Source organism: Acidobacteriota bacterium, assembly GCA_040754075.1.
In the GTDB taxonomy this organism is placed as follows: domain Bacteria; phylum Acidobacteriota; class Blastocatellia; order UBA7656; family UBA7656; genus JBFMDH01.
Genome location: JBFMDH010000001.1, coordinates 17,498 through 38,402 on the forward strand (window position 1 = coordinate 17,498; position 20,905 = coordinate 38,402).

Annotated in this window: 17 protein-coding genes; 8 read left to right on the plus strand and 9 right to left on the minus strand. The window is 48.5% G+C overall.

Annotated elements, in window-relative coordinates:
• Positions 1–53: 53 nt before the first annotated feature.
• Together AB1757_00055 and AB1757_00060 are read left to right on the plus strand one after the other, a co-directional pair.
• Positions 54–1,457, plus strand: a complete 1,404-nt coding sequence (locus AB1757_00055; GenBank protein ID MEW6125425.1) for an MFS transporter — start codon at positions 54–56, stop codon at positions 1,455–1,457.
• A 13-nt stretch (positions 1,458–1,470) separates the two neighbouring features.
• Positions 1,471–2,889 (plus strand): alpha-amylase family glycosyl hydrolase, encoded by a 1,419-nt coding sequence (locus AB1757_00060; protein ID MEW6125426.1) that lies wholly within the window; start codon positions 1,471–1,473, stop codon positions 2,887–2,889.
• Positions 2,890–3,050: 161 nt separating this feature from the next.
• Here AB1757_00060 and AB1757_00065 read toward each other — a convergent pair whose 3' ends face one another.
• The 3 genes from AB1757_00065 to AB1757_00075 form a co-directional block, all read right to left on the minus strand.
• Positions 3,051–3,572, minus strand: a complete 522-nt coding sequence (locus AB1757_00065; protein ID MEW6125427.1) for a hypothetical protein — start codon at positions 3,570–3,572, stop codon at positions 3,051–3,053.
• A 102-nt stretch (positions 3,573–3,674) separates the two neighbouring features.
• On the minus strand, positions 3,675–4,562 hold the full coding sequence (locus AB1757_00070; protein MEW6125428.1) for an outer membrane lipoprotein-sorting protein: 888 nt from the start codon (positions 4,560–4,562) through the stop codon (positions 3,675–3,677).
• Entirely contained in the window at positions 4,559–6,976 is a 2,418-nt protein-coding gene (locus AB1757_00075; protein MEW6125429.1) for an MMPL family transporter, read from the minus strand. The genes AB1757_00070 and AB1757_00075 overlap by 4 nt, the downstream gene beginning before the upstream one ends.
• 151 nt (positions 6,977–7,127) lie before the next feature.
• Here AB1757_00075 and AB1757_00080 point away from each other — a divergent pair, with 151 nt between their 5' ends.
• The 6 genes from AB1757_00080 (at position 7,128) to AB1757_00105 (ending at position 14,067) form a co-directional block, all read left to right on the plus strand.
• Positions 7,128–9,104, plus strand: a complete 1,977-nt coding sequence (locus AB1757_00080) for a bifunctional serine/threonine-protein kinase/formylglycine-generating enzyme family protein (GenBank protein MEW6125430.1) — start codon at positions 7,128–7,130, stop codon at positions 9,102–9,104.
• A gap of 144 nt (positions 9,105–9,248) precedes the next feature.
• Complete coding sequence (locus AB1757_00085) at positions 9,249–9,479, plus strand: toxin-antitoxin (TA) system antitoxin (protein ID MEW6125431.1); 231 nt, start codon at positions 9,249–9,251, stop codon at positions 9,477–9,479.
• Positions 9,479–9,865: a type II toxin-antitoxin system VapC family toxin gene (locus tag AB1757_00090; protein MEW6125432.1), complete on the plus strand. Its 387-nt coding sequence runs from the start codon at positions 9,479–9,481 to the stop codon at positions 9,863–9,865. The genes AB1757_00085 and AB1757_00090 overlap by 1 nt, the downstream gene beginning before the upstream one ends.
• A gap of 136 nt (positions 9,866–10,001) precedes the next feature.
• Positions 10,002–12,281 carry an ATP-dependent Clp protease ATP-binding subunit gene (locus AB1757_00095; GenBank protein ID MEW6125433.1) on the plus strand — a complete coding sequence of 760 codons (2,280 nt, stop codon included), beginning with the start codon at positions 10,002–10,004 and terminating at the stop codon, positions 12,279–12,281.
• A 128-nt stretch (positions 12,282–12,409) separates the two neighbouring features.
• Positions 12,410–13,204: a hypothetical protein gene (locus tag AB1757_00100; protein ID MEW6125434.1), complete on the plus strand. Its 795-nt coding sequence runs from the start codon at positions 12,410–12,412 to the stop codon at positions 13,202–13,204.
• 125 nt (positions 13,205–13,329) lie between these two features.
• Entirely contained in the window at positions 13,330–14,067 is a 738-nt protein-coding gene (locus tag AB1757_00105; GenBank protein MEW6125435.1) for a hypothetical protein, read from the plus strand.
• A gap of 81 nt (positions 14,068–14,148) precedes the next feature.
• Here AB1757_00105 and AB1757_00110 read toward each other — a convergent pair whose 3' ends face one another.
• The 6 genes from AB1757_00110 to AB1757_00135 all read right to left on the minus strand — a co-directional run bounded on the left by AB1757_00110 (position 14,149) and on the right by AB1757_00135 (position 20,847).
• A complete protein-coding gene (locus AB1757_00110) occupies positions 14,149–14,784 on the minus strand; it encodes a hypothetical protein (GenBank protein MEW6125436.1) in 636 nt (211 codons plus the stop codon).
• Positions 14,785–14,899: 115 nt separating this feature from the next.
• Positions 14,900–15,916 (minus strand): lysylphosphatidylglycerol synthase transmembrane domain-containing protein, encoded by a 1,017-nt coding sequence (locus tag AB1757_00115; protein MEW6125437.1) that lies wholly within the window; start codon positions 15,914–15,916, stop codon positions 14,900–14,902.
• A gap of 8 nt (positions 15,917–15,924) precedes the next feature.
• Positions 15,925–17,661 (minus strand): glycosyltransferase family 39 protein, encoded by a 1,737-nt coding sequence (locus AB1757_00120; protein MEW6125438.1) that lies wholly within the window; start codon positions 17,659–17,661, stop codon positions 15,925–15,927.
• 75 nt (positions 17,662–17,736) lie between these two features.
• Complete coding sequence (locus AB1757_00125) at positions 17,737–19,413, minus strand: PDZ domain-containing protein (GenBank protein MEW6125439.1); 1,677 nt, start codon at positions 19,411–19,413, stop codon at positions 17,737–17,739.
• Positions 19,414–19,455: 42 nt separating this feature from the next.
• Complete coding sequence (locus AB1757_00130; protein MEW6125440.1) at positions 19,456–20,145, minus strand: hypothetical protein; 690 nt, start codon at positions 20,143–20,145, stop codon at positions 19,456–19,458.
• A 63-nt stretch (positions 20,146–20,208) separates the two neighbouring features.
• A complete protein-coding gene (locus AB1757_00135) occupies positions 20,209–20,847 on the minus strand; it encodes a sigma-70 family RNA polymerase sigma factor (protein MEW6125441.1) in 639 nt (212 codons plus the stop codon).
• Between the last annotated feature and the right edge of the window lie 58 nt (positions 20,848–20,905).

Sequence of the window (20,905 nt, forward strand, 5' to 3'; positions counted from 1 at the left end):
TGACTCCAGACTCTGGACTCCCGACTCCAGACTTTTTTAAAGGAAAATATTTAATGGAAAAACCGCGTTTAAGTTTCTGGCAAATCTGGAACATGAGTTTCGGATTTCTCGGCATTCAATTCGGCTGGGGCTTGCAGCTTGCCAATATGAGCGCCATTTATACGAAGCTCGGAGCAAACCCCGATGAGATTCCTATCCTATGGCTGGCGGGACCGGTCACCGGCTTAATCGTCCAGCCGATTATCGGTTCAATGAGCGACCGCACCTGGAACCGTTTGGGTCGTCGCCGTCCATACTTTTTGGTTGGAGCAATTCTTGCCAGCATCGCGCTATTTTTCATGCCGGATTCGCCGGTGCTATGGTTTGCCGCAAGTTTGCTGTGGATTTTAGATGCCAGCATCAACGTCAGCATGGAACCCTTTCGCGCCTTCGTTGCCGACAAGTTGAATGAAGACCAACGAACGACGGGCTTTGTGATGCAAAGCTTTTTCATCGGCATCGGCGCGACTTTGGCAAATGCGCTGCCTTATATTTTCAGAAATCTGGGTGTCACCGGTACAACGGCGAGCGGCGTGCCTTTGACGGTGCAATACTCTTTCAAAATCGGCGCGGCGGCTTTTCTGCTTGCCGTATTGTGGACAGTCTTCACCTCGAAAGAGTATCCGCCGGAAAATATGGAAGCGTTCGAGCAAATGAAGCGCGAACGTAAAGGCATAGCGGCAGGATTTGCGGAAATCACCCATGCAGTGCGCGAGATGCCGCAAACCATGAAGCAACTCGCCGTTGTGCAAATCTTCACCTGGCTCGGATTGTTTTGTATGTGGATGTTCTTCGGACTGACGACCGCCTATCACATCTTCAATGCGCCGAGTGAAAAATCCGAATTGTTTGATAGAGGGACGGAATGGGGCGGCATCGCTTTTGCCGTTTATTCGCTGGTTTGTTTCGTAGTCGCTTTTGCTTTGCCCAAGCTGGCAGCCATAACCAGCCGCAAAACGGTACATGCGATTTCGCTCATCTGTGGTGGCGTTGGATTGCTTTCGACTTATCTGATTCACAATCAATACCTCTTATTGTTGACGATGGTTGGCGTGGGCATCGCGTGGGCTTCGATTCTCTCCATGCCGTATGCCATTTTGTCTGGCGCTTTGCCGGCGGCGCGCATGGGCGTTTATATGGGCATTTTTAACTTCTTCATCGTCATTCCCGAAATTATCGCATCGCTCACCTTTCAACCCTTGGTGAAAAATGTCTTCGGCAATAATCCGCTCTACGTGGTGATGCTCGGCGGCGCAAGCCTTCTGGTTGCGGCGCTATTGGTTTCCCGTGTGCGTGACGTGGTTGATCAGGATGTGCCGGAAGCCGCGGTCATTCGCGCCGATGCGCAGGAGGCACTGGGCGTGCAGGAATCCGCCCAACCGGTTCCCAGCACCGGGTTGATTGACCGGGATGAATAGAAAGGTGATGCGCATGAAAGTTCGGCTAATATCCACGCTTCTATTTTTATTATTTTTTACCACTATGATAATTGGCACCACTTGGACACACGCGCATTCGATTCGCGCCGGGTTTCAAGCGCGCGATGTCGCGAAAGAGCGGGCGCGCGCGTCAACCGGTTGGGTACGCGATGCAGTGATCTATGAAATTTTCACGCGCAATTTTTCTGCGGAAGGGAATTTCAATGGCATCACCGCAAAGCTCGACCATCTGCAAAACCTCGGCGTCACGGTGTTGTGGCTCATGCCGATTCATCCGACGGGCGGGCTTAATAAAAAGGGAAGTATCGGCAGTCCTTACGCGGTGCGCGATTATTATGCGATTCATCCCGATTACGGCTCGCAAGAAGATTTCAAGCGGTTAGTGAGCGAAACCCATAAACGCGGCATGAAAATCATCATCGACATTGTTGCCAACCATACGGCATGGGACAGCGTGCTCATGAAGCAGGCGGAATTTTATAAGCGCGACGCGCAGGGCAAAACCCTTTCGCCATACGATTGGTCGGATGTTGCCTGGCTCAATTATGACAACCCGAAAGTTCGCGAGTATATGATGGACATGCTCAAATACTGGATTCGCGAATTTGACCTTGATGGGTTTCGTTGTGATGTAGCGTGGCTGGTGCCGACGGATTTCTGGGAAAAGGCGCGCGTGGAACTCGAAAAAATCAAACCCGAACTGATTATGATTTCCGAGGCGACTTATCCTGAACACCTGGTCAAAGCCTTTGATATGGATTACGCCTGGCCGTTTTTTCATACGCTGGAAGATGTGCTGACGGGAAGAAGTACAGCGACCGAGGTTCGCAAAAACTGGGAAGCGGAGCGCGCGCGTTATCCGCAAGGCGCGTTGCGTATGCGGTTCATTGATGACCATGACGAACGCCGCGCGCTGGCAGAATTCGGCAGAGCGGCGACGCTTGCCGGTTCGGTACTATTTTTCACGATGGACGGCGTGCCGCTTCTCTATAACGGCATGGAGGTCGGCGACACCACAGAATCGCGAGCGCCTGCTCTGTTTGAACGACTGCCGATTTTCTGGAAAAACGCCGAACATCGCCCGGAAATTCCGCGCTTTTATAAACAAATCATTGCCTTGAGAAAAGCCCATCCGGCATTGCGAAGTGGCGAAACTCTCTGGCTTCGCAATGCCGCTGAAGCGCGGGTGGTGACTTATGTGAGGCATCTCGGCGATGAAGAAATTTTAGTTGCCATCAATTTGTCGAATCAATCATTCACCGGACAGGTTGAAGTTGGCAACGCTTCATCGTTTACTGAAATCACCCCGAACATCAGTGGCGAGGCGCAGGTGAAAACAAAGGTTGTGGGACTTCCGGCGCTGGCGCTTGAGCCGTGGGGTTGGCGGGTCTTTCTTCGTAAGACGAGGTGACGAGAGAAGAGGTGAAGAGGTGAAGGGGTGAGTTTCGGTTATTGAATTTCCAGGCAATTTATATTTTGCTCGAATTTTTCAAGCACGATGAAAGTATAGCCTATCACCTTTTCACCCCTTCACCCCTTCACCCCTTCATTCTTCTTCACCGCTTCATCCGATTATTTTTTAGCCTTTTTATCTTTAGGTTTCGCCGGGTTTTCATTGTGAACCTTCAAGGGTTCAGGGTTTTCGGCTTTCTTAGCTTCGGGTTTGGGTTCCGGCTCTTGACTGGTGGCTGATGGTGAAGCGGCAACCACCGGCGCAGTCATCGTGCCAACGCCGTCGCCCAGTTTTTTCACTGCGGCGCTCAACTCTTCAGCAGACATTTCGAGGGCGCGGTCAATATCTTCCTGGTCGCGCAAATCGACGGTCAGTCCGCTGCGCATCACGATGGTGACGCTGCGACGACCATCAGGCCACGAAGCGCGGGTGACCTGTGCGACATCACTGCTTGCGGGAAAAGTTTTCACTTCGCTTTTAATTCCGGTTTCGCTTTCGGCGACCATCATGGTCGAGCCGTCTTGGCGCACTTCGGGTTCGGCTGATTTATAAGTCGGCGCGGTTTCTTCTCCGGGTTTTTTCGCGCAGGCAGCAGCCGTTATCAAAGCCGCAATCATAAAAATAAATATCGCTCGTTTCATTAATCGAATTCCTCTGTTGTATAAAATAAAAATACGCGAGCCGTAAAACTCGCGCATCTATTGAACCATTTCAGGTGTGGGTTTTTCAAACCGAGATAAAACTCATTTCATGGTCAGCTTTTTCAAATTCTCCCGTGTAAAAATCTGCGGACTCAAATTCTGGTCATATCTCACCTCTTTGATTTCGAGGTCGAGTTTCTTTTTTCGCGCCAGATTATCAATGGCATAGTGCATCTGTGTCCAATGACCGTTGACCTGTTCATTTTTGGTGATGCTGACGCGGCGCTGGAGTTCGTTTTTGTTATTGTAAAATTCGGCGGCAAGCGTCGTATAGTTGCTCTTATCCACCCAGGTGACCAGTCGCGCAAATTTAGATTCAGCGCCGGGTTTCAGAGTCCCTTCAAGTTTGTAAACGGGTGTTGCATCAAGCGTTTCTTCGCCCAGCAGGCGGAAGCTGTATTTTTCGGTTTGCCCGTCAATCATCTCCTGCGCCGTCAGACCAAAGAGCGAATCTTCATTAGTTGCGCCTTTGGCGGTAACGAAACTGTTGCTGCTTTGCATATATCGTATGCCTTCGATTTCGCCTTGTGGGGAGACGATAATCAAGGCGCTGCGGTCGCGTTCTTCGGCGGGCGCGGTGAAATTGATGAGCATCATGCGCTGGTTATCGCTTTCGCGTTTACGGGAAATTTCCAGTTGCACGTTTTGAGTTTGCCCATCCGCTTCTTCAATTTTAACCGCCATCTTCACCCAGCGGTCGCGGCTGTTATCGAGGGCGCGGTTTTGTTGGATGATGCGCTCGCCTTCGGCTGCGGCGTTGGGAATCATGGGCGCGGATGAGGCGGCGCTGATGTCGGTTTTGCTGGCGGCATGTTCACCGCAGGCGGAAAGCAGAATTGCCGATACACAGCATAAAAAAAATAAAGCCACACGCCGGTTGAATGGCTTGGTATTGGCGAGTGGTCTGTTAAGAAACGAGTGATTGTTCATTGAACTTTTTCAACCTCTGATTGAGATGCTGCCCGCTTATGTAGTTGCTCATTGGCTGCCCTGGGGTTGCCAAGCGCCGCGCTGCGAAAAAGTTTAGTTTCTATGAGCGCCGGTAGAAATATCAAATCTGCCACCAGACATGCAAATACCGTAAGCGCCCAGAGCAAGCCGACGATGCGCACCGGGTAAAATTCCGATAATAAAAAAATCAAAAAAGCGACGATAAGCATGAGATTGGCAAGCGTCATGGGTTTGCCGGTTCTCAGCATGGTAAGCCACATCGCCCAGCCTTCGGCAGAATTTTCACGAATGATTTTTTCTTCATTTCCCGATGAATTCGAGGTGACAGATTTTCTTTCGGCAAGGCTTTGACGGAAGCGGCGAATCATATGTACGGCATTATCAACGGCAAGTCCAAGCACGGAACTGGCAATTAAACTGGTGGTGATGTCGAGGGTAATTCCTGTCCAGCCAAGAAAGCCGAAAAAACCGGCAATCGGCAACAGGTTGGGAATGAGCGCCAAAAGTCCCGTCGCAAAAGAACGAAACAACAGAACCATCATGAAATAAATGGTCACCAATGCAATGCTCAGGCTGGATGCCTGCGACGCAGCGATGGCATCCGAAGCATCATTGAGCAAAATGAATGCGCCGGTCACCCGCGCTTGCAGCGTCGGCGGCAAGTTGGTCGCGAGCCACCCATTCATCGCTTCGGTAAAGGTATGCAGTTCTTTGGAGCCGAAGAGATTGGTTCGCAACACCACAGCGGCTTTGGAAAAATCACGGGTGACCAGTTTGTTGATGGCTTCATCCTGGGAAAGATAGTTGTCGAAAATCGAGGCTAACCGTTTGGGTTCTCCGGGAATGGCAAAGCGTTTTTCCTGCGCGGTGCCCGGCAAGTTGGCATTGAATTTTTTAATGATGTCAGCAACCGAAACCGCCGCGTCGATGCCTTCCTGTTGCAAAGCGAAGGCTTCGATGGCTTCAAGTTTTTCGGCAAATTCAGGCGTCTTTACGGCGTTTGGTTCACCGCTGACGACAATTTGCAAGACCGATGCGCCGGCAAGTTCGGTGTGCAATTTAACCGCAGTTTGCGAGATGTCGCTTTCACGCGGGAAGACTTTGAGAAAATCGGTATTGACGCGCATGCGATAAATGCCCGCGCCAATCAGTAGCGTGGCAGCGAGCGCAATCACTACGATTGCCTGTTTGCGAAAGAGGATGAGCGCGGTGATGTGTTTAAGCATCCCGTTCATCCAGGTCGCGTAATCTTTTTGATGAACGTCGGCGCGACCCAATGCCTGTTGTGAAAGCAGAGAGAGCATTGCCGGAATGAAGGTAAGCGTCAGCAGCAACATAAAAGCGACGCCTGCGGCTTGAAAGAGTCCCATATCTTTAACCGCCGGCACCGGGCTTGCAGTGAGCGCCGCAAAGCCTGCAACCGTCGTGGTGCCGGAAACTAAAACTGCGGGAGTGATGAATTGACAACCGGTGTACCACGAGGCGTTTTGCGCGGCTTTATCGGCGTTGCTGTGAATCTCGGACATCGAGAGGCGATATTGATTCAATATATGAAAAATGTAAGAACTGCCGACCGCCATCAACACCGTCGGCAAGGCGATGGTTGCAAGATTGAATGGCTTGCCGGCAAGCGCCATCAGCCCAACCGTCCAGGTGAGTCCGATGCCAAGCGTCAGCATCGGCAACAGGGCTCCCCAGAAACTGCGAAATGCGCCGAAAAACACCATAAAACAGAGCACGGCGGCAATCGGCGAAAATAGCGAGATGTCGCGCACCATGCTCGATACGCCTTTGGCGTCCATCAGCGGCAAACCGGCAATCCATAAATCGCCACGCGACTCGTTCTTGACTAAACGTTCGATGGTTTCAGAAACCGCGTGACGCTCTTTAGCAGGCAAGCGTTTCAGAAAGACATTGATAGCGGCGGTGCGCCCGTCTTTGGAAATATAGTTTTTGGCATACAGCGGGTCAGAGGTGACCATTACTTTGAGTTGCTGGAGTTGTTCGGTGGTGGCATTCGCGGGAAGAATTTTATCAATGATGATGCCATCGCTGTCGCTTTGAATTGTCGAAGCGTTCGATAAACTGGCGGCTGAGGTGACATTGGGCTGCGCTGCAAAGAGGTTGGTCAAATAATCGAGCCGCGCTTTGGTTTCACTGGTAAAAATATCGTTGGATTCAAGCGCGACGATGAGGACATCTTCGCTGCCGAAAGTCGCCAGGGTCTCTTTAAAGAAATTCAACGCCTCATCATTGCGCGCCAGGGTTTCCGGCGAGCCGTTGAATTTGATGCCGCGCACGCCGAGCGCCACCGCGAAGATGGCAGTGAGGACAAGCGTCAACGCGATAATCAATTTCGGATGATGGACGACATAAGAGGTGAATTTATTCATTGATGAATGCGTTAAATATGGATTTGCGGTTTTGGACTATAAGCCAGTCAAACGAATGGCGTCAAACCTGTAGCTTGCTTGCGAGGCGTTGCTCGCATCTTTTATGCTTGGTGCACCTTTTCTATAACCTGACTGAATGGGATGAGTCGCTATGTTGAACGTAGGAGATGAAATCAGCGATTACCGGTTAATCAGACGACTTGGTGAAGGACAGTTCGGTGAAGTGTGGTTAGCTGAAAAAGATAATCAGCAGTTCGCGCTGAAATTTCCCAAAGCCAAAGTCAAACTTCACGAGATTGAAAAAGAGGTCGTGCTGTGGTTACTCGCCAGAGGGCATCGCAATGTATTGCCGGTCGAAGGCATTGATATGCACGATGAACGGGTTTTTATCATTAGCGAATTTGCGCCTGATGGCTCACTTGAAGATTGGCTTAGAAGACATGACGGCAAAGCCCCTTCGTTTGAAACAGCGATTGAAATGATGATGGGCATACTTGATGGCTTGGCATACCTGCACAAACGAAAAATCATTCATCGGGACATCAAACCGGCAAATGTTTTGTTAAGCGGCAACACCCCACGCATCACTGATTTTGGCATTTCCAAATTTCTGCTTTCTGAGACCGAGAGCAATATGATTAAAGGCTCACCCGCTTATATGTCGCCCGAAGCTTGGAAGGGAGAGCGCAACGAACAGACCGATTTATGGTCGGCATCTGTGATGTTTTATGAAATGTTGTGCGGCAAACGACCTTTTTCCGGCAGAGGTCACTATGAAGTGATGTACTCAATTTGTAATCATGACCCACATCCCCTTCCAAGTTGGCTACCTGCATCGCTGAGAGATTTTATTGAAACAGCATTGAAGAAAGAGCCAAATGCGCGATACCTAACGGCGAAGTTCTTGCGGACTGAGTTACAAAATATTCATGCAGGTATAATGAAAAAAAACGGAGAGACAACAGGAAGCGTTGATGAATGGGAAAAGCGTAGACTGCGTGATGGATTTGTTTTGATACCGGCGGGTGAATTTATGATGGGTGCTGACGCTAGTAAAGATAATGAGCGACCAGTACATCCTGTGAAAATCACCAAGCCGTTTGAGATGGGTAAGTATCAAGTGACGCAAGAGTTGTGGCAAGCGGTTATGGGTAATAATCCAAGTTATTTCAAAGGCGAAGCGAATCTGCCGGTTGAAAGTGTATCTTGGGAAGATGTACAGGTGTTTATTGAGAAGTTGAACGCGAAAAATGATGGCTACGTTTATCGCTTACCAACAGAAGCAGAGTGGGAATATGCGTGCCGGGCAGGACGTTCGGAGCATCTTACAGAGAAATTATCTGAAGTAGCTTGGTATGAGGATAACTCATATGAAAAGACCCATCCTGTTGGGCAGAAAAAACCGAACGACTGGGGGTTGTATGATATGCAAGGAAATGTGTGGGAATGGTGTCATGATTGGTACTCAGATGATTATTATAGACAGAGTCCAACCATAGATCCTATAGGAAAGGGAGAAGGATCATCCCGCGTTATACGTGGAGGCGCTTGGGGCTACGGAGTGTCAAGCTTGCGGCCAACAAGTCGTGGGTGTATTCCCCCTTCTATAGGTCCCTATGATATTGGCTTTCGCCTTGTGAGAAATTTTAGAAAAGAGCAAGGTTTTAAAATGTCTAAAACAAGTAAAGTAGATAGTAGAAACAAAGATAAAGGGCGACGTGGTGGTGTGCAGATCGTTCAGGATTTTGTTGCAACCCTTAATACTATATCTGGTATCACAGTACGGTCTAGAACCGAATCTCGCAATGTATTTGATGTGACCGGTCAAATGGATGCCTTGTTGTACATCAAAGGACGGTCAGAAGAGCCTTACAGGTGGGGTGTAACAGCAAATGTAATTAAGCGACTTGAGAAACAGAAACGGAAATGGTTTGTCATCCTCTTATATGAAACTGCGCATACCGGTTTTCTTCTGTCTGCAACTGACGTTCTTAGTTACTGTAGGAATACCTGGCCGTTGGGAGGGGACGGAGATTATAAACCTGCAACTGGATCATACCTCAGCAGGAATAAGCCATTTGGTACTTTTAGTGAGTTCCTGAATGATTTGAGAGAGCAAACTCGCTAACCCATGTTTAATTCTGTAGAGGAACAGCAGTATAGAAGGTAGTTAGAGATAAATGAAAATTGATAAATTACCATTTTGATGTGTGAACACCTCAGTAATCAATAACCACTTCTTTCGTTTTGAGTTTTATAAGAGGATAAGGCGATGACGAAAAATGTTGATGTAGCAGATGTCCAGAATGATTTGGCAGGCATCTTGTCGCTGCTTAACAAAGGCACGGAAATTATTTTGACGTCCAATGATAAACCGGTTGCCCGTTTAGTGCCGCTTAACTCAGCCGAAACCCAACGCATTGCCGGGCTTCACGAAGGCACTGCCTGGACAAGCGATGATTTTGCTGATCCCTTGCCTGATGAAATCTGGACAGAAGGCTAATGAAGATTCTTTTAGATACGCACACCTTTATCTGGTGGGATAGTAGCAAAGGACGCTTGTCTGCTGATGCCTTAGCCCTGTGTATGGATATTTCCAATACGCTTTTGCTCAGTATGGCGAGCGTTTGGGAGATGCAAATCAAAATTCAACTCGGCAAATTGAACCTGGCTTTGCCGCTGGAAAAAATAATCAAAGATCAGCAACAACTTAACAATTTACAACTCCTGCCGATTGAACTTTCCCATGTTTTGGCTCACGAAAAATTGCCCTTCCACCACAAAGACCCATTTGACCGGATGCTTATCGCGCAAGCGATAGCTGAAGACATTGTTATTCTCAGCGACGATTCGATTTTTACAACCTATTCTATAAAAGTGAGATGGTAAGGTCAGATTTGCAAAAGTGCTTATTCTTGAGTGGCATTTTTGCTTTTGTTATACTGGAAAGCGTAAAGTAAATGGCATTGCAATTGCGATGCAGGCTGAGTGAGCGTTGCTTCCCCACGCAGAAAGAAGTTAATACATGCTTGATTTAGAAATTTTCACCGATAAAATTGCTGACAGCGGTCGCCGCTTGATTCGTAAAGCCTACGATGAAGCCAAATCGCGCGACCATAATCAAATCGCTCCTGAACACTTGCTGATTTCGATAGCCGAGATTGAAAGACCGTTTTTCAATGAAGTCATGCAAAGCCTCAATCTCGACCCGCAGGTTGTCTTGCAGGCTCTCGATACCAAACTCAGCCAACGCGATTACATTGGACGTGGGATAAAGATGTCTGAATCCTTCAGGACACTATTATCAAACGCCCTTAAACATTCGCATGAACGCGGTCGCCGCCTCATCGAATCCACAGACCTCTTTGTCGCTATTTTCAAAGATACCCACGGTTATCCTGTTGAACTATTGAAGCGTTTAGGGGCTGACCGGGAGATGGTCATGCAAAAAATACAAACCCGCGTGCGTTCTCATGAAGAGAAAGAGGAAAAATATCGTCGCCGTTATGAATTGCCGCCCTATCTCAAACATTTCGGCGTCAGTCTCAATAAACTCGCCCGGCAAGACAAATTGCCGCCGGTCATCGGACGCAATGAAGAGATTCGTCAGATGATTGAAATCCTCTGTCACCGTGAACGCGCTAATTCACCGATGCTCGTCGGTGAAGCCGGAGTCGGCAAAACCGCTGTGGTTGAGGGGCTAGCGCGCAAGATTGAACTCGAACCGGAAACCGTTCCGGCGCGTCTTAGAAACGCACATGTCGTGCAGTTGCAGATGTCCGGTATTGTTGCAGGCACCATGTTGCGCGGGATGTTTGAAGAACGCATTCAAGGCATCATCAACGAAGTCAAAGAACGCGACAACCTGATTCTTTTCATTGACGAAGCCCATACCATCATTGGCGCAGGTTCGGCTCTGGGAGCCAGTTCCGACGCCGCCAACATGTTCAAAAGCGCCCTGGCGCGCGGCGAAATTCGCATCATCGGCGCAACTACGATGACCGAATACAAAGAATATATTTCCGAAGATGAAGCTCTGGCGCGACGGTTCCGTCTGGTCAAAGTTGATGAACCGTCGGTTGAAGATACGCGAAAAATTCTTGCGGGCATTCGTCCGCGCATCGAGCGCAATTACTCGGTGACGATTTCCGATGAAGCCATTGAAACCGCTCTGGAAATGGCACCGCGTTATATTCGCAATCTCCACTTGCCGGATAAAGTGATTGGCTGGTTGGATACCGCTGCGGTGAAGGTTGAAATCAATCAACCCTATCAACCGGAAGTGCGTTCCGAACACATCATTGACGTCATCAGTCAGGAATCGCGCATTCCCCGGGATATGATTTTTCGCGATACCAACGACCGCTTCACAGGCATGGAAGAAGCCTTGTCATCACGGGTCATCGGTCAACGCAATTCCATCAGAGCGGTCACCCAACGCTTACGATTGAACAAGGGTCCGCTTAAAGAAAACTTTTACAAGCCCGATGGCGTGCTGTTGTTTTTAGGACCGACCGGCGTCGGTAAAACCGAACTTGCGAAAGCCGTCGCTGAATTTATGTTTGGCGAAGACAACAAAATGGTGCGCATCGATATGTCCGAATATCAGGACGGCACCATCGCCATTGAAAAATTGATTGGTATGCCGCGCGGTATTGTGGGCAGCGAACGCGGCGGCATCTTGACTGAACGCTTGCGCGATAACCCGTACACCGTTCTGCTACTGGATGAAATTGAAAAGGCTTCGCCTTACCTGCTCAATCTTTTCCTACAGGCTTTCGATGAAGGCTGGCTGACCGACGGGCGCGGCAAAAAAGTTTATCTTTCGGATGCGATTATCATCATGACCTCAAATCTTGGGTCGGAGAATTTCAAAAAGTATATGAAGCCACTCGGCTTTGGCAGAAAATCGCTTGCTGATGTTGAACAGATCAGCCGCGAAGTGATTAAAGCCGCCGAAGACCGCTTCTCGCCGGAATTCCGCAACCGCATAGATGAAATCGTCGTCTTTGCGCCGCTAACCAAAGATGAAGTGAAACAAATCGCTGAACTTTATTTGAGCAAAATCAAACGCCAGATGCTCAGGCAAGGGAAGAAAGTTGAACTGAGTGGAACCGCGCTTGATTACCTCGTTGAAAAAGGCTTCAGCCCGGCATATGGGGCGCGCTTCCTCAAACGCACGATTGATGAATTGGTCAAACTGCCGATCACCACGCGCTGGAAAGACGCCAACGATTTTTACGTCGATTTCGTAGATGAAGAACTTAAAATCATCGTCAACGATGCCTTTGCTCTGGTTGAATAAGCGAGACACTTGCCATCGGAAATTTAAGAAAACCAAAGGCGCGAATTTAGCTCGCGCCTTTTTTTTGTTCGCCAGGCGAATGCTATAATTTGTCGAACCATAACGAGTTTTTGCCCAAAGGAGAATTCGTGAAAATTGCAACGTTTTTCATTGTTTTATTCACATCCATTTTTTCTCTCCCCATATTAATTCAGGCACAGGGAGAAAATGATAAAGCCAAAGCCGAAGCCTTGATACGCGATGCCATCAAGGTGCGCGGCGGCGCAGCCTATTTAAAAATTCGCACCCTCATCGGTCGCGGGCAATATACGGCATTTGAAAAAGGAGTGTCGGGTATACCGACGGAATTTGTTGATTACATCGTTTACCCAGACCGCGAGCGCACGGAATTCGGCAAAGGCGACAGCAAATATATTCAAACCAATTTCGGCGATGAGGGCTGGATTTATGACGGGGCGCAAAAGATGATTCGGGCGCAGACCGAAGAACAGGTTAAAGCGTTCAGAGTCAATCTGCGCCACGATTTGGATGCCATCTTAAAATACGCCTGGCAGGAAACCGGCGCCGAACTGGTTTATGTCGGCAGGCGCGAAATCTGGCGCAATCAATTTTCCGAAGCCGTGCGCATCAATTATAGTGACGGGCTTTCGGTGACTTTGTATTTCGATACGCGCACGAAGTTCCCGTTGATGAGCGAATATCGAACGCAACAAAAGGATGAAGACGGCAACACCCGCATCATTGATAATCAGGTGCGTTTCGCCCGCTGGATTAATTACAATGGCGTGCAATTTTCTACCACCCAGGATGTTTATCGCAACGGCGTACAAGCGGCGCGGGTGTTTTATGATTCGGTCAGTTTCGATGCGCAGGTTCCCGATAAACTTTTTGCCAAACCCAATAATATTAAAGAAGTGAAATAGAAAGTCAGTAGTCAGTAGTCCGTAGCCTTCTGATTTTGAGATGTGTTGTTATTATCACAAAACAAATCATAAATGATGAAAAATCAATTACCGACTACCGACTACTGACTACCGACCACGGACTAATGACCAAATTATCTGATATTGCCGCAATGCTTCATTCACCCGTCGAAAAACGTTTGTTTGCCGAATACGGCGCGATATTCATAACTCGGGCTACCCCACCGCCGACCATTATTTTTACCGATGCCGATGCCGTCGATAATTTTCAGATAACGCTCGATACCCGTAAAGCAACATTCGGTGAATACGAAATCGAGTTGCAGCGTGAAGCTTGCGACGCGCTGCTGGCTGCCGCCTACGAAGCTGCGCAAACGGGATTAACCATTTCGGCGCGCGCTGCAGACGCCGGGCGCAGGTCTTATGCCGACACCGTTGGTCTGTGGTTAAGAAATGTGGGTCGCGGACTTGAGCACTGGCTGAAATTGGAAAAGCTTGATGCGAATCACGTCGCAGCGATTCAATCGCTTTCGCCAGCAGAACAAGTCAGTGTGATTTTAGAATTGGAAGACCGTGAGCAAATTTATTTCGGCACCTTCTTTGATAAATCGATTCTTTATTCAGTCGCGGCACCCGGCGCTTCACAACATCTATCCATGCTGGCTTTCGATGTGATGGAATATCAGGACAGTGAAGTCGAGCGGAGGTTAAACGCCCAGGGTTGGTTTCGTACAGTGGTCAATGATTTGCCACATTTCACTTACCTGGGACATGCAGAAAAAGCGTTACCCGAACTTGGGTTGCATAAAGTTTCCCGCCTATATGGTGAATCGAATTTCAGTTTTTGGATTCCCGCATTGTGATGGTTGAGTAATGAAGCAAGGGTCGAGGATTTGAGGGATGAGAAAGAAAGCGCCACTCGGTTGCGGCGCTCTCTGGTGATTTCAATTCTTAATCGGTTGATTACCGTTTTCAACCTGCACGCCATTTACATACTTGTTGGTGGTTTGGGGAGTGGTATCGCCTGCGTTTACCCTTTGCAGGATTTGCAGAATTTCCGCAAACAGGGTTTGGTTTTCAGTTGCATTTCTTTTAATGGTTCCCGCATCCATCACCAATTTTCCCTGAAGGCTTTGCAAGGTGAGAATCAATTGCGATTGATTGCCTTTTTTGGATACATCAACCAGATAGCGCGGTACCTGGTCGTCCGAAAAACGGGTAATCAGGGGTTTGGTTTGACCGACGGATTCATCGCTTGCCGCAAACTTTAAAGCCGCTTGAAAAATCGCTTCCAACACGGGCATTTCGCGAAGCGCAACCTGGTCTGTGGTGTATTGCCCATATTCGTCTGAAATCAGAATCGTAAAGTTTCCCGGTCGCTCGGTGATGGGTGCCATATAGAAACTGGCTCCCGTAGGCGGTTTACCTTTTTTGGCGTGCATCTTTTGCAGTTGCTCTTCGGTTAAAGGTTTTTCGGGTTTTTTGGCGGGCAATGGTTGCCTGGGCGCGGGCGGAGATTTCGGTTGCAGTGGGGGAGTTTGTGATGGCCCATTTTCCTGTGCCCAGATATTGCAAGCCATAAGCGTTGTGAAAATAACTAAGCAAAATAATCTAATAAAATACTTAGGATGCATTTAAAACCTCATTCAATAAATTCGTTGATTAAAAACGTCCAAACTTTTTTCGGGTTGCATTTTATGTTTTTGAAATTTCAAGGACTTCTTCGTTTACAGCCAGGTCATTACTGCCATCTTTATCAATCTCCGGCGCGGCACTGCCCTTTAGGACATAAATGATGCCGCCGGGTAAACTCGTCGCCACCATCACGCCCAGCCAGAGTAATCCAAGAGTGGCGGCTTGCGGTTCGGTTGCGCCTACGGATTCAAAAAATATTTTATAAGAATATTCGCGCCACCCCGTACCGGCTACCGATAGCGGATTCATGCTGATTAAGCTGATTGCCGGAATAAACACCATGAAATCAAACCAGCCATTGGTGGTATGCAAATCAATCGATTGCGCGACCAGAATATTGGCATAGACACCGCCGATTTGAATGATTAACGAAAGCAGTAAAGCGAAGGTTAAAACTTTTCCCTGCCCGCGGTAAGCATTAACGGAATTGAACAGGCTTTCAACCTTTTCATCCACGCTTTTCATTTTTGTCAGGCTGAGCAACCGATGCAGCAAGTTATAGGTCGGGCGATAAAAGATCGCCAGATTGGCAAACGCAAAGGCAATCATAATGAGCAGGAAAATCGGCGCCAGCGCAATGCCGTTGATGCTGGTTCCGGCGTAGGCTGCAATGACGGTTGCCATGATTAACAAAGCGCCCATTCCCAAATCTCTATCCAGAAAAACCGAGGCTGTGGAATGGCTCAGTCGGCGCGCTTCTTTATGCAAATAGTAAATACGCACGGCATCGCCGCCAATCGCCGTCGGCAAGAAGAGATTGAAATACATGCCGAGAAAATAGAGGGATAGAATTTTCGGAAAGCCGATTTTGAGTCCAAGTGGTTTGAGTAATATAAACCAGCGGTAGGCGCTTAAACCTTGTACGACGAAATAGGATAAGACCGCAAAAATGAAGTAAAGTGGATGGGCATTTTGTAAGGTTTCCCAGAGCGTTTTCGCGCCAACTTTACGAGCGATAAAAAAGAGGATGCCGAAACTGACGACAAACTTTAACACCGTAATAACGGTTTTTTTCATTAAAAGAGTTACTCCGATTTATTCGTAATCAATACCACTTGGGGCAAGTCTCTTTGGTTAAACAGAGTCCTTAACTTTACTTGAAAAACCGGACGTGTCGCAAGAGTTCGTGTGGGAGTAGTAAAGCGCCCTTTTAAGGCTTCGTAGTGGTCTTGGCTGATGATGCAATAGACTTCCGGGTGATTTGCCAACGCCTGGATTAACTCATCCGGTTGATAGTATTCAAAAATCGGTTTCTGTAAATAAAACACCATGCTTGGCGAGGCGACGGCGTAATAACCGACCTGAGCATCCGGGCTGGCTTCGGTCTTAATCACCTCGCACAACGCGCGCACCGGCTTGTAACGTTCAAAATCGGGAAGCGTCCATAAAACAAAAATCCAATTCAACACCACGAAAGTCATCGCCAAGCTAGCAACCGAGGCAAACGGGTTTTTACGGATAGCCATCAAGCTAATCGTTAAGCCGCCGAGCAGCGCGATTAAAGCAATGGCGAATTCACCTGCCAGTTGGTATTCCGGTGCTGCATTGCCAATGACATAAAACAACAGCATGCCGAGCAGCGCAACGAAAATGCCAAGCGCCATGATGAGGCGTTGATAAACAATGGCATTGACCTTTTCTGTAGATAAAAAATTAGCGATGACAATGCCGACAAGGCTTGCCGCCGCCGTATAGATTGGCGAGATATAGAGGTCTTCTTTGTTGCTCGACAGCGAATAAAAGCCGACGATGACCGCAATCCAGATGATCAGTAAAGCGGTTTGCGGATGTTGATTGGCATAAATTTTCAATCGCTCAAAAAGCGCGGGCTGATTGGTGAGATGAATTGCGGTTGCCGCTTTTTTCCAATACCGTTCGCCAAATCTTTTTAATAAAAAAAATATTTTTGCAAGCACGGGAAAGAATAAAAAGAATGACCACGGGAACAGATCGCCGAGCATGACCGGCAGGTAAAAAAAATAACCGCGTCGCGGACCCCAGATAGGCTCTGTGTAACGCGAGAGATTATCTTTGAGCAGAAATGTTTTGATATAAACCAAGCCGTGTTCAAAATAGATTGCCGCGTACCACGGCAAGACAATCGCTGCGACAATCAACACTCCTGACGGCAAATATATTGCGCGGATTTTTTTGAGTTGTCCGGTGATGGTTAAATAAATCGTAAACGCAATGGCGGGAAGCAAAAGTGCGACGGGACCTTTCGTCAGGACGCCAAGCCCTGCTGAAACATACATCAACATCAGAAAAAGTTTTCGACGTTCGGGATATTTTTCCGCGAGCGCAAAAAACAGCAAGGTCAGCCCCATAAACATAGCAATATAGACATCGATGATGATGCGCCGCGAAAACATCACAAAGCGCGGCAGGGTGGCAAGGGCGATTGCTGCAAAGAGTCCCGCTTGGCTGGAATGCGCCGCGCGCCCCAGAAAAAATGCGGTCAAAATCATTGCCAGCGCGCCCAAAGCCAGAGGTAACCGCTCGGTTGCTTCCGAAACCCCGAACAGTTTATAAAATGCCGCGACCACCCAGTAACAGAGCGGTGGTTTATTAAATCGCGGTTTGAAATTGAAACTGGGATTGAGGTAATCACCCGCGGCAATCATCTCTCGCGGGGTCTCGGCATAAAAGGCTTCGTTGGCATCCCACAAAGATGACGCGCCGAGTTTGATGAAATAAGGCGCGATTGCCAGCACTAAAATGATGAGCAGGATGGATGGCTTCGTGGTTAAAAGAATTTTCATCAGGGCAATATTGAGCAATGATTTCAAAAGGCAGTCAGGAGTTTGCCTGACTGCCTTTTGAAAATCAATGACAGCTTATTGACCTTTGATGGTGATCGAGAGGGATTGTTGCTTGCGGAAAACTTTCAAAGTTTTATTGCCTTGAGGGCTGGCGAATTGTGATTTCAGTTCAGCGCAGGTCACGACCTTTTTAGAAGTGCCAAGCAATATATCAGGGGTTTTCAGTCCTGCAGTGTCAGCCGAGCTGCCTTTCACCACTTCAATCACGTAAAGGGTGCGCGCCATCGGTGAGGGAATCCCCCAACTGGCAGCCAACTGCGGCGTCAGTACACGTGCCGTAAATCCCGCATTGAAGCTACAGGTTTGTGCCGCCTGCATATTCTTTACATTACTCGGATCAGGAACATTTGAAATTTGATTGCCGGTATAGCCAAGGGCGCGCAGGCGATCAAACAACTGATTGAATTCCAATTGCAGTTCTCTCAGTGCTTCGGTTTTTTCCTGTGAATTGGGAGATGCAGAATAGCTCCTCAATTGTGCCCCCAATTCTTCGCGGCGTCTCAACAGTTCATCAATTTGCGCGGCTTCGGATTTTGCCTGCACGGTTGGTTCCCAAAGCATTAACTCAAAACTTTGTTCGCTCAGGGGTCGTGCGCCGAGTTCAACATTTAGCTCCAGCGGTTTCTGTTGACGAAACATTCGCAATTTGACTCTGCTGCCTGATGGCGAAGAAGCGAGCAACTGGCTTAGATCGCCGGTACTGATGACATTGAAATCATTAAACCCGACGATGACATCATCGGGCAAAATGCCGCCGCTTGCCGCAGGGCTGCCCGCGGTCACTTCTTTTACCACCACGCCGGCTTTGACTTCAGCGCCAAGTGCCGCTTTTTCCTGTGAAGAAAGTTGAAAAGGACTGACGCCTTTGACGCCCAGCCATCCCGAAGGGACGCTGTCTTTTTTATCAATCACGCGCTTGGCGATGGTCGAGCGAATCAATTCGATAGGAAAAAGGTAAGCGCGTCCGACGCCCGCATACTGCGCCAGACCGACGAGTTGATCGTCAACGCTGGTCACCACCGCGCTATCGTTACGCGAAAACAGCTTGGCTGAACGCACCGTCATGATGCCGCGAACTTTGGTGTACGGGCTGGTGGTATCGATTTCGCCATTCAACGATTTGATTAATGGCGAAAGGGCAATCGGCGCTTGTGGATTACTGGTTGGCAGAGGTTGAGTTACATCGGTGCTGAGAATTTTGACGAGTTTCCCTTGTTTGATTTCCGCAGGTGCAGTAGAGGGCGCGATTTTTAACGATGGCGCTTGCAAAACGGCAAAACCCGAAGGGCTATCCAGCCCGATAAAGGTCGCGGGAAGACTTGTGCCTTCGCCGGTAATGATCGTAATGTTTTGCTCTTTATCGAGTGGGTCAAGGTTGACGAGCCGCGTCACGATATGACCGGTTTCATCAATCACTGCGCCCGTAGTGATATTATAAGAATACTGCGGCATCGAATCCGGCACGGCTACTTTGTTATTGTTGCCTCTGTAGCGTTGCAATAATTTATTGACATCGATTTTATGAACCACATAAACCACCCAGGGTTTGATCGGTTGCGTGGTGTTTTGTTGAAATTGAATCACCACCTGCCCGTTTTCGGTCTGCGTCGTGGCGGGCGCGGACTTTTCTTGAGCGAAAGCCATCGCGGCTGTAGACAGAATGATATTAATAAGGAAAAACTTCTTGATCATTGCTTGATAAATCCAGACTGCTTTTTGGTACAAATATCCTGACTAAAAAGAGACCACACGAACCGGTGTCGCGGCTTCTGAACGCATATAAATGCGGTCTTGCGCGCCTACGCTGTAGGGACGAATCGGACGCTCGGAAACTCTGCCCGCAGGTCCCGTGACAATAATCGTCGGCATATCGAAATCATCAGCGATTTCTTCTCTGACATTCGGTGTATAGCGTCTAACGGCTCCCGGCTTGTTTAAAGAAATCAGCCCCGCCGGAATATTGTTTCGGGAAGAACCCATCGTTTCAACATCAGGAACGAATGACTGGTCGTCGTTACCTCTAGACAGCACAAGAGGGTTGACCTTGAGTCCTTCCGTGTTGGCTGCAACCGCCGTCAATGCATTCGGCGAAGTGACCGCAAAAGCCCCAGCATATTGAGCAACAAAAACCCCGATTGTCAGCACCGCCGCAGCCGTGCCAAAGCGTAAGTAATTTGCCGGGGTAAACCAGGCAAATGTCGGCTGAGTTTTTCTCTCTTCGAGTCGCGCTTTGAGTTGTGCCTGAAAATTCGCAGGCACAGTTATCCCCGGCATTGCACTAAGCAACTGTCTGAGACTCAGGCGCTCATCGGCAAACCCATGACACGTCGGACACGATTCGAGGTGCGTGGTTACCTCAAAGGGAAGCAAATCAGGGGTATCTGCTTCGTCAATCTGTTTTTGAATACGCTTGCAATTCATCATAACCATTCTCACTTCAATCCAAATCAAAAAGCGATGAGGTCTTCATCCACTTTTTTGAGCGGCTCACAAATAGGCGCTCAGTTTTTCTTTCAAAAGATTGCGGGCGCGATTGATGCGCGATTTTACAGTTCCTTCGGATAAATTCAAAGTTTCGGCGATGCGGTCATAACTGAACCCTTCGACATCGCGCAAAACAATTGCCGCGCGATATTTTTCCGGTAATGATTTGATGGCGCGGGCGACCGCTTTACGTCGTTCATCATCAATCATGCTTTCATCTTGTAAAGGCTTTTCATCTTGCGGGTCGAGTTCAATCGGGTCGCCATTGTCATCATTGAAGGGGGTGAAGAAAGAAACGAATCTGCGTCGGGTTCGTCGCCTCAGTTCGCTGATTGCCAGATTGGTCGCAATCCGATAAATGTACGTCGAAAAACTGTAATTGGCTTCGTACCGCGAAGCACTGGTATAAATTCTGATAAAGGTCTCTTGCGATAATTCTACTGCGCGTTCGTAATCATCTATCATGCGATAGATAAAATTGGTTATCGGATTTTTATAGCGGCGGACAATCTCCTGAAACGCAAATTCATCACCATCTCGCACAGCCGCAATTAACTCGTGGTCGCTGGCTGATTCGATTGATCGCGTCCCGCTTATTTCTATCGCCTGAACTTCTTGTGTGACTGTGGCCATCCAGCCCATCGTTGCCTCGTAAATGATGTTTACCCTCCTGCATTATACAATTTGTCTCACGCCCGAT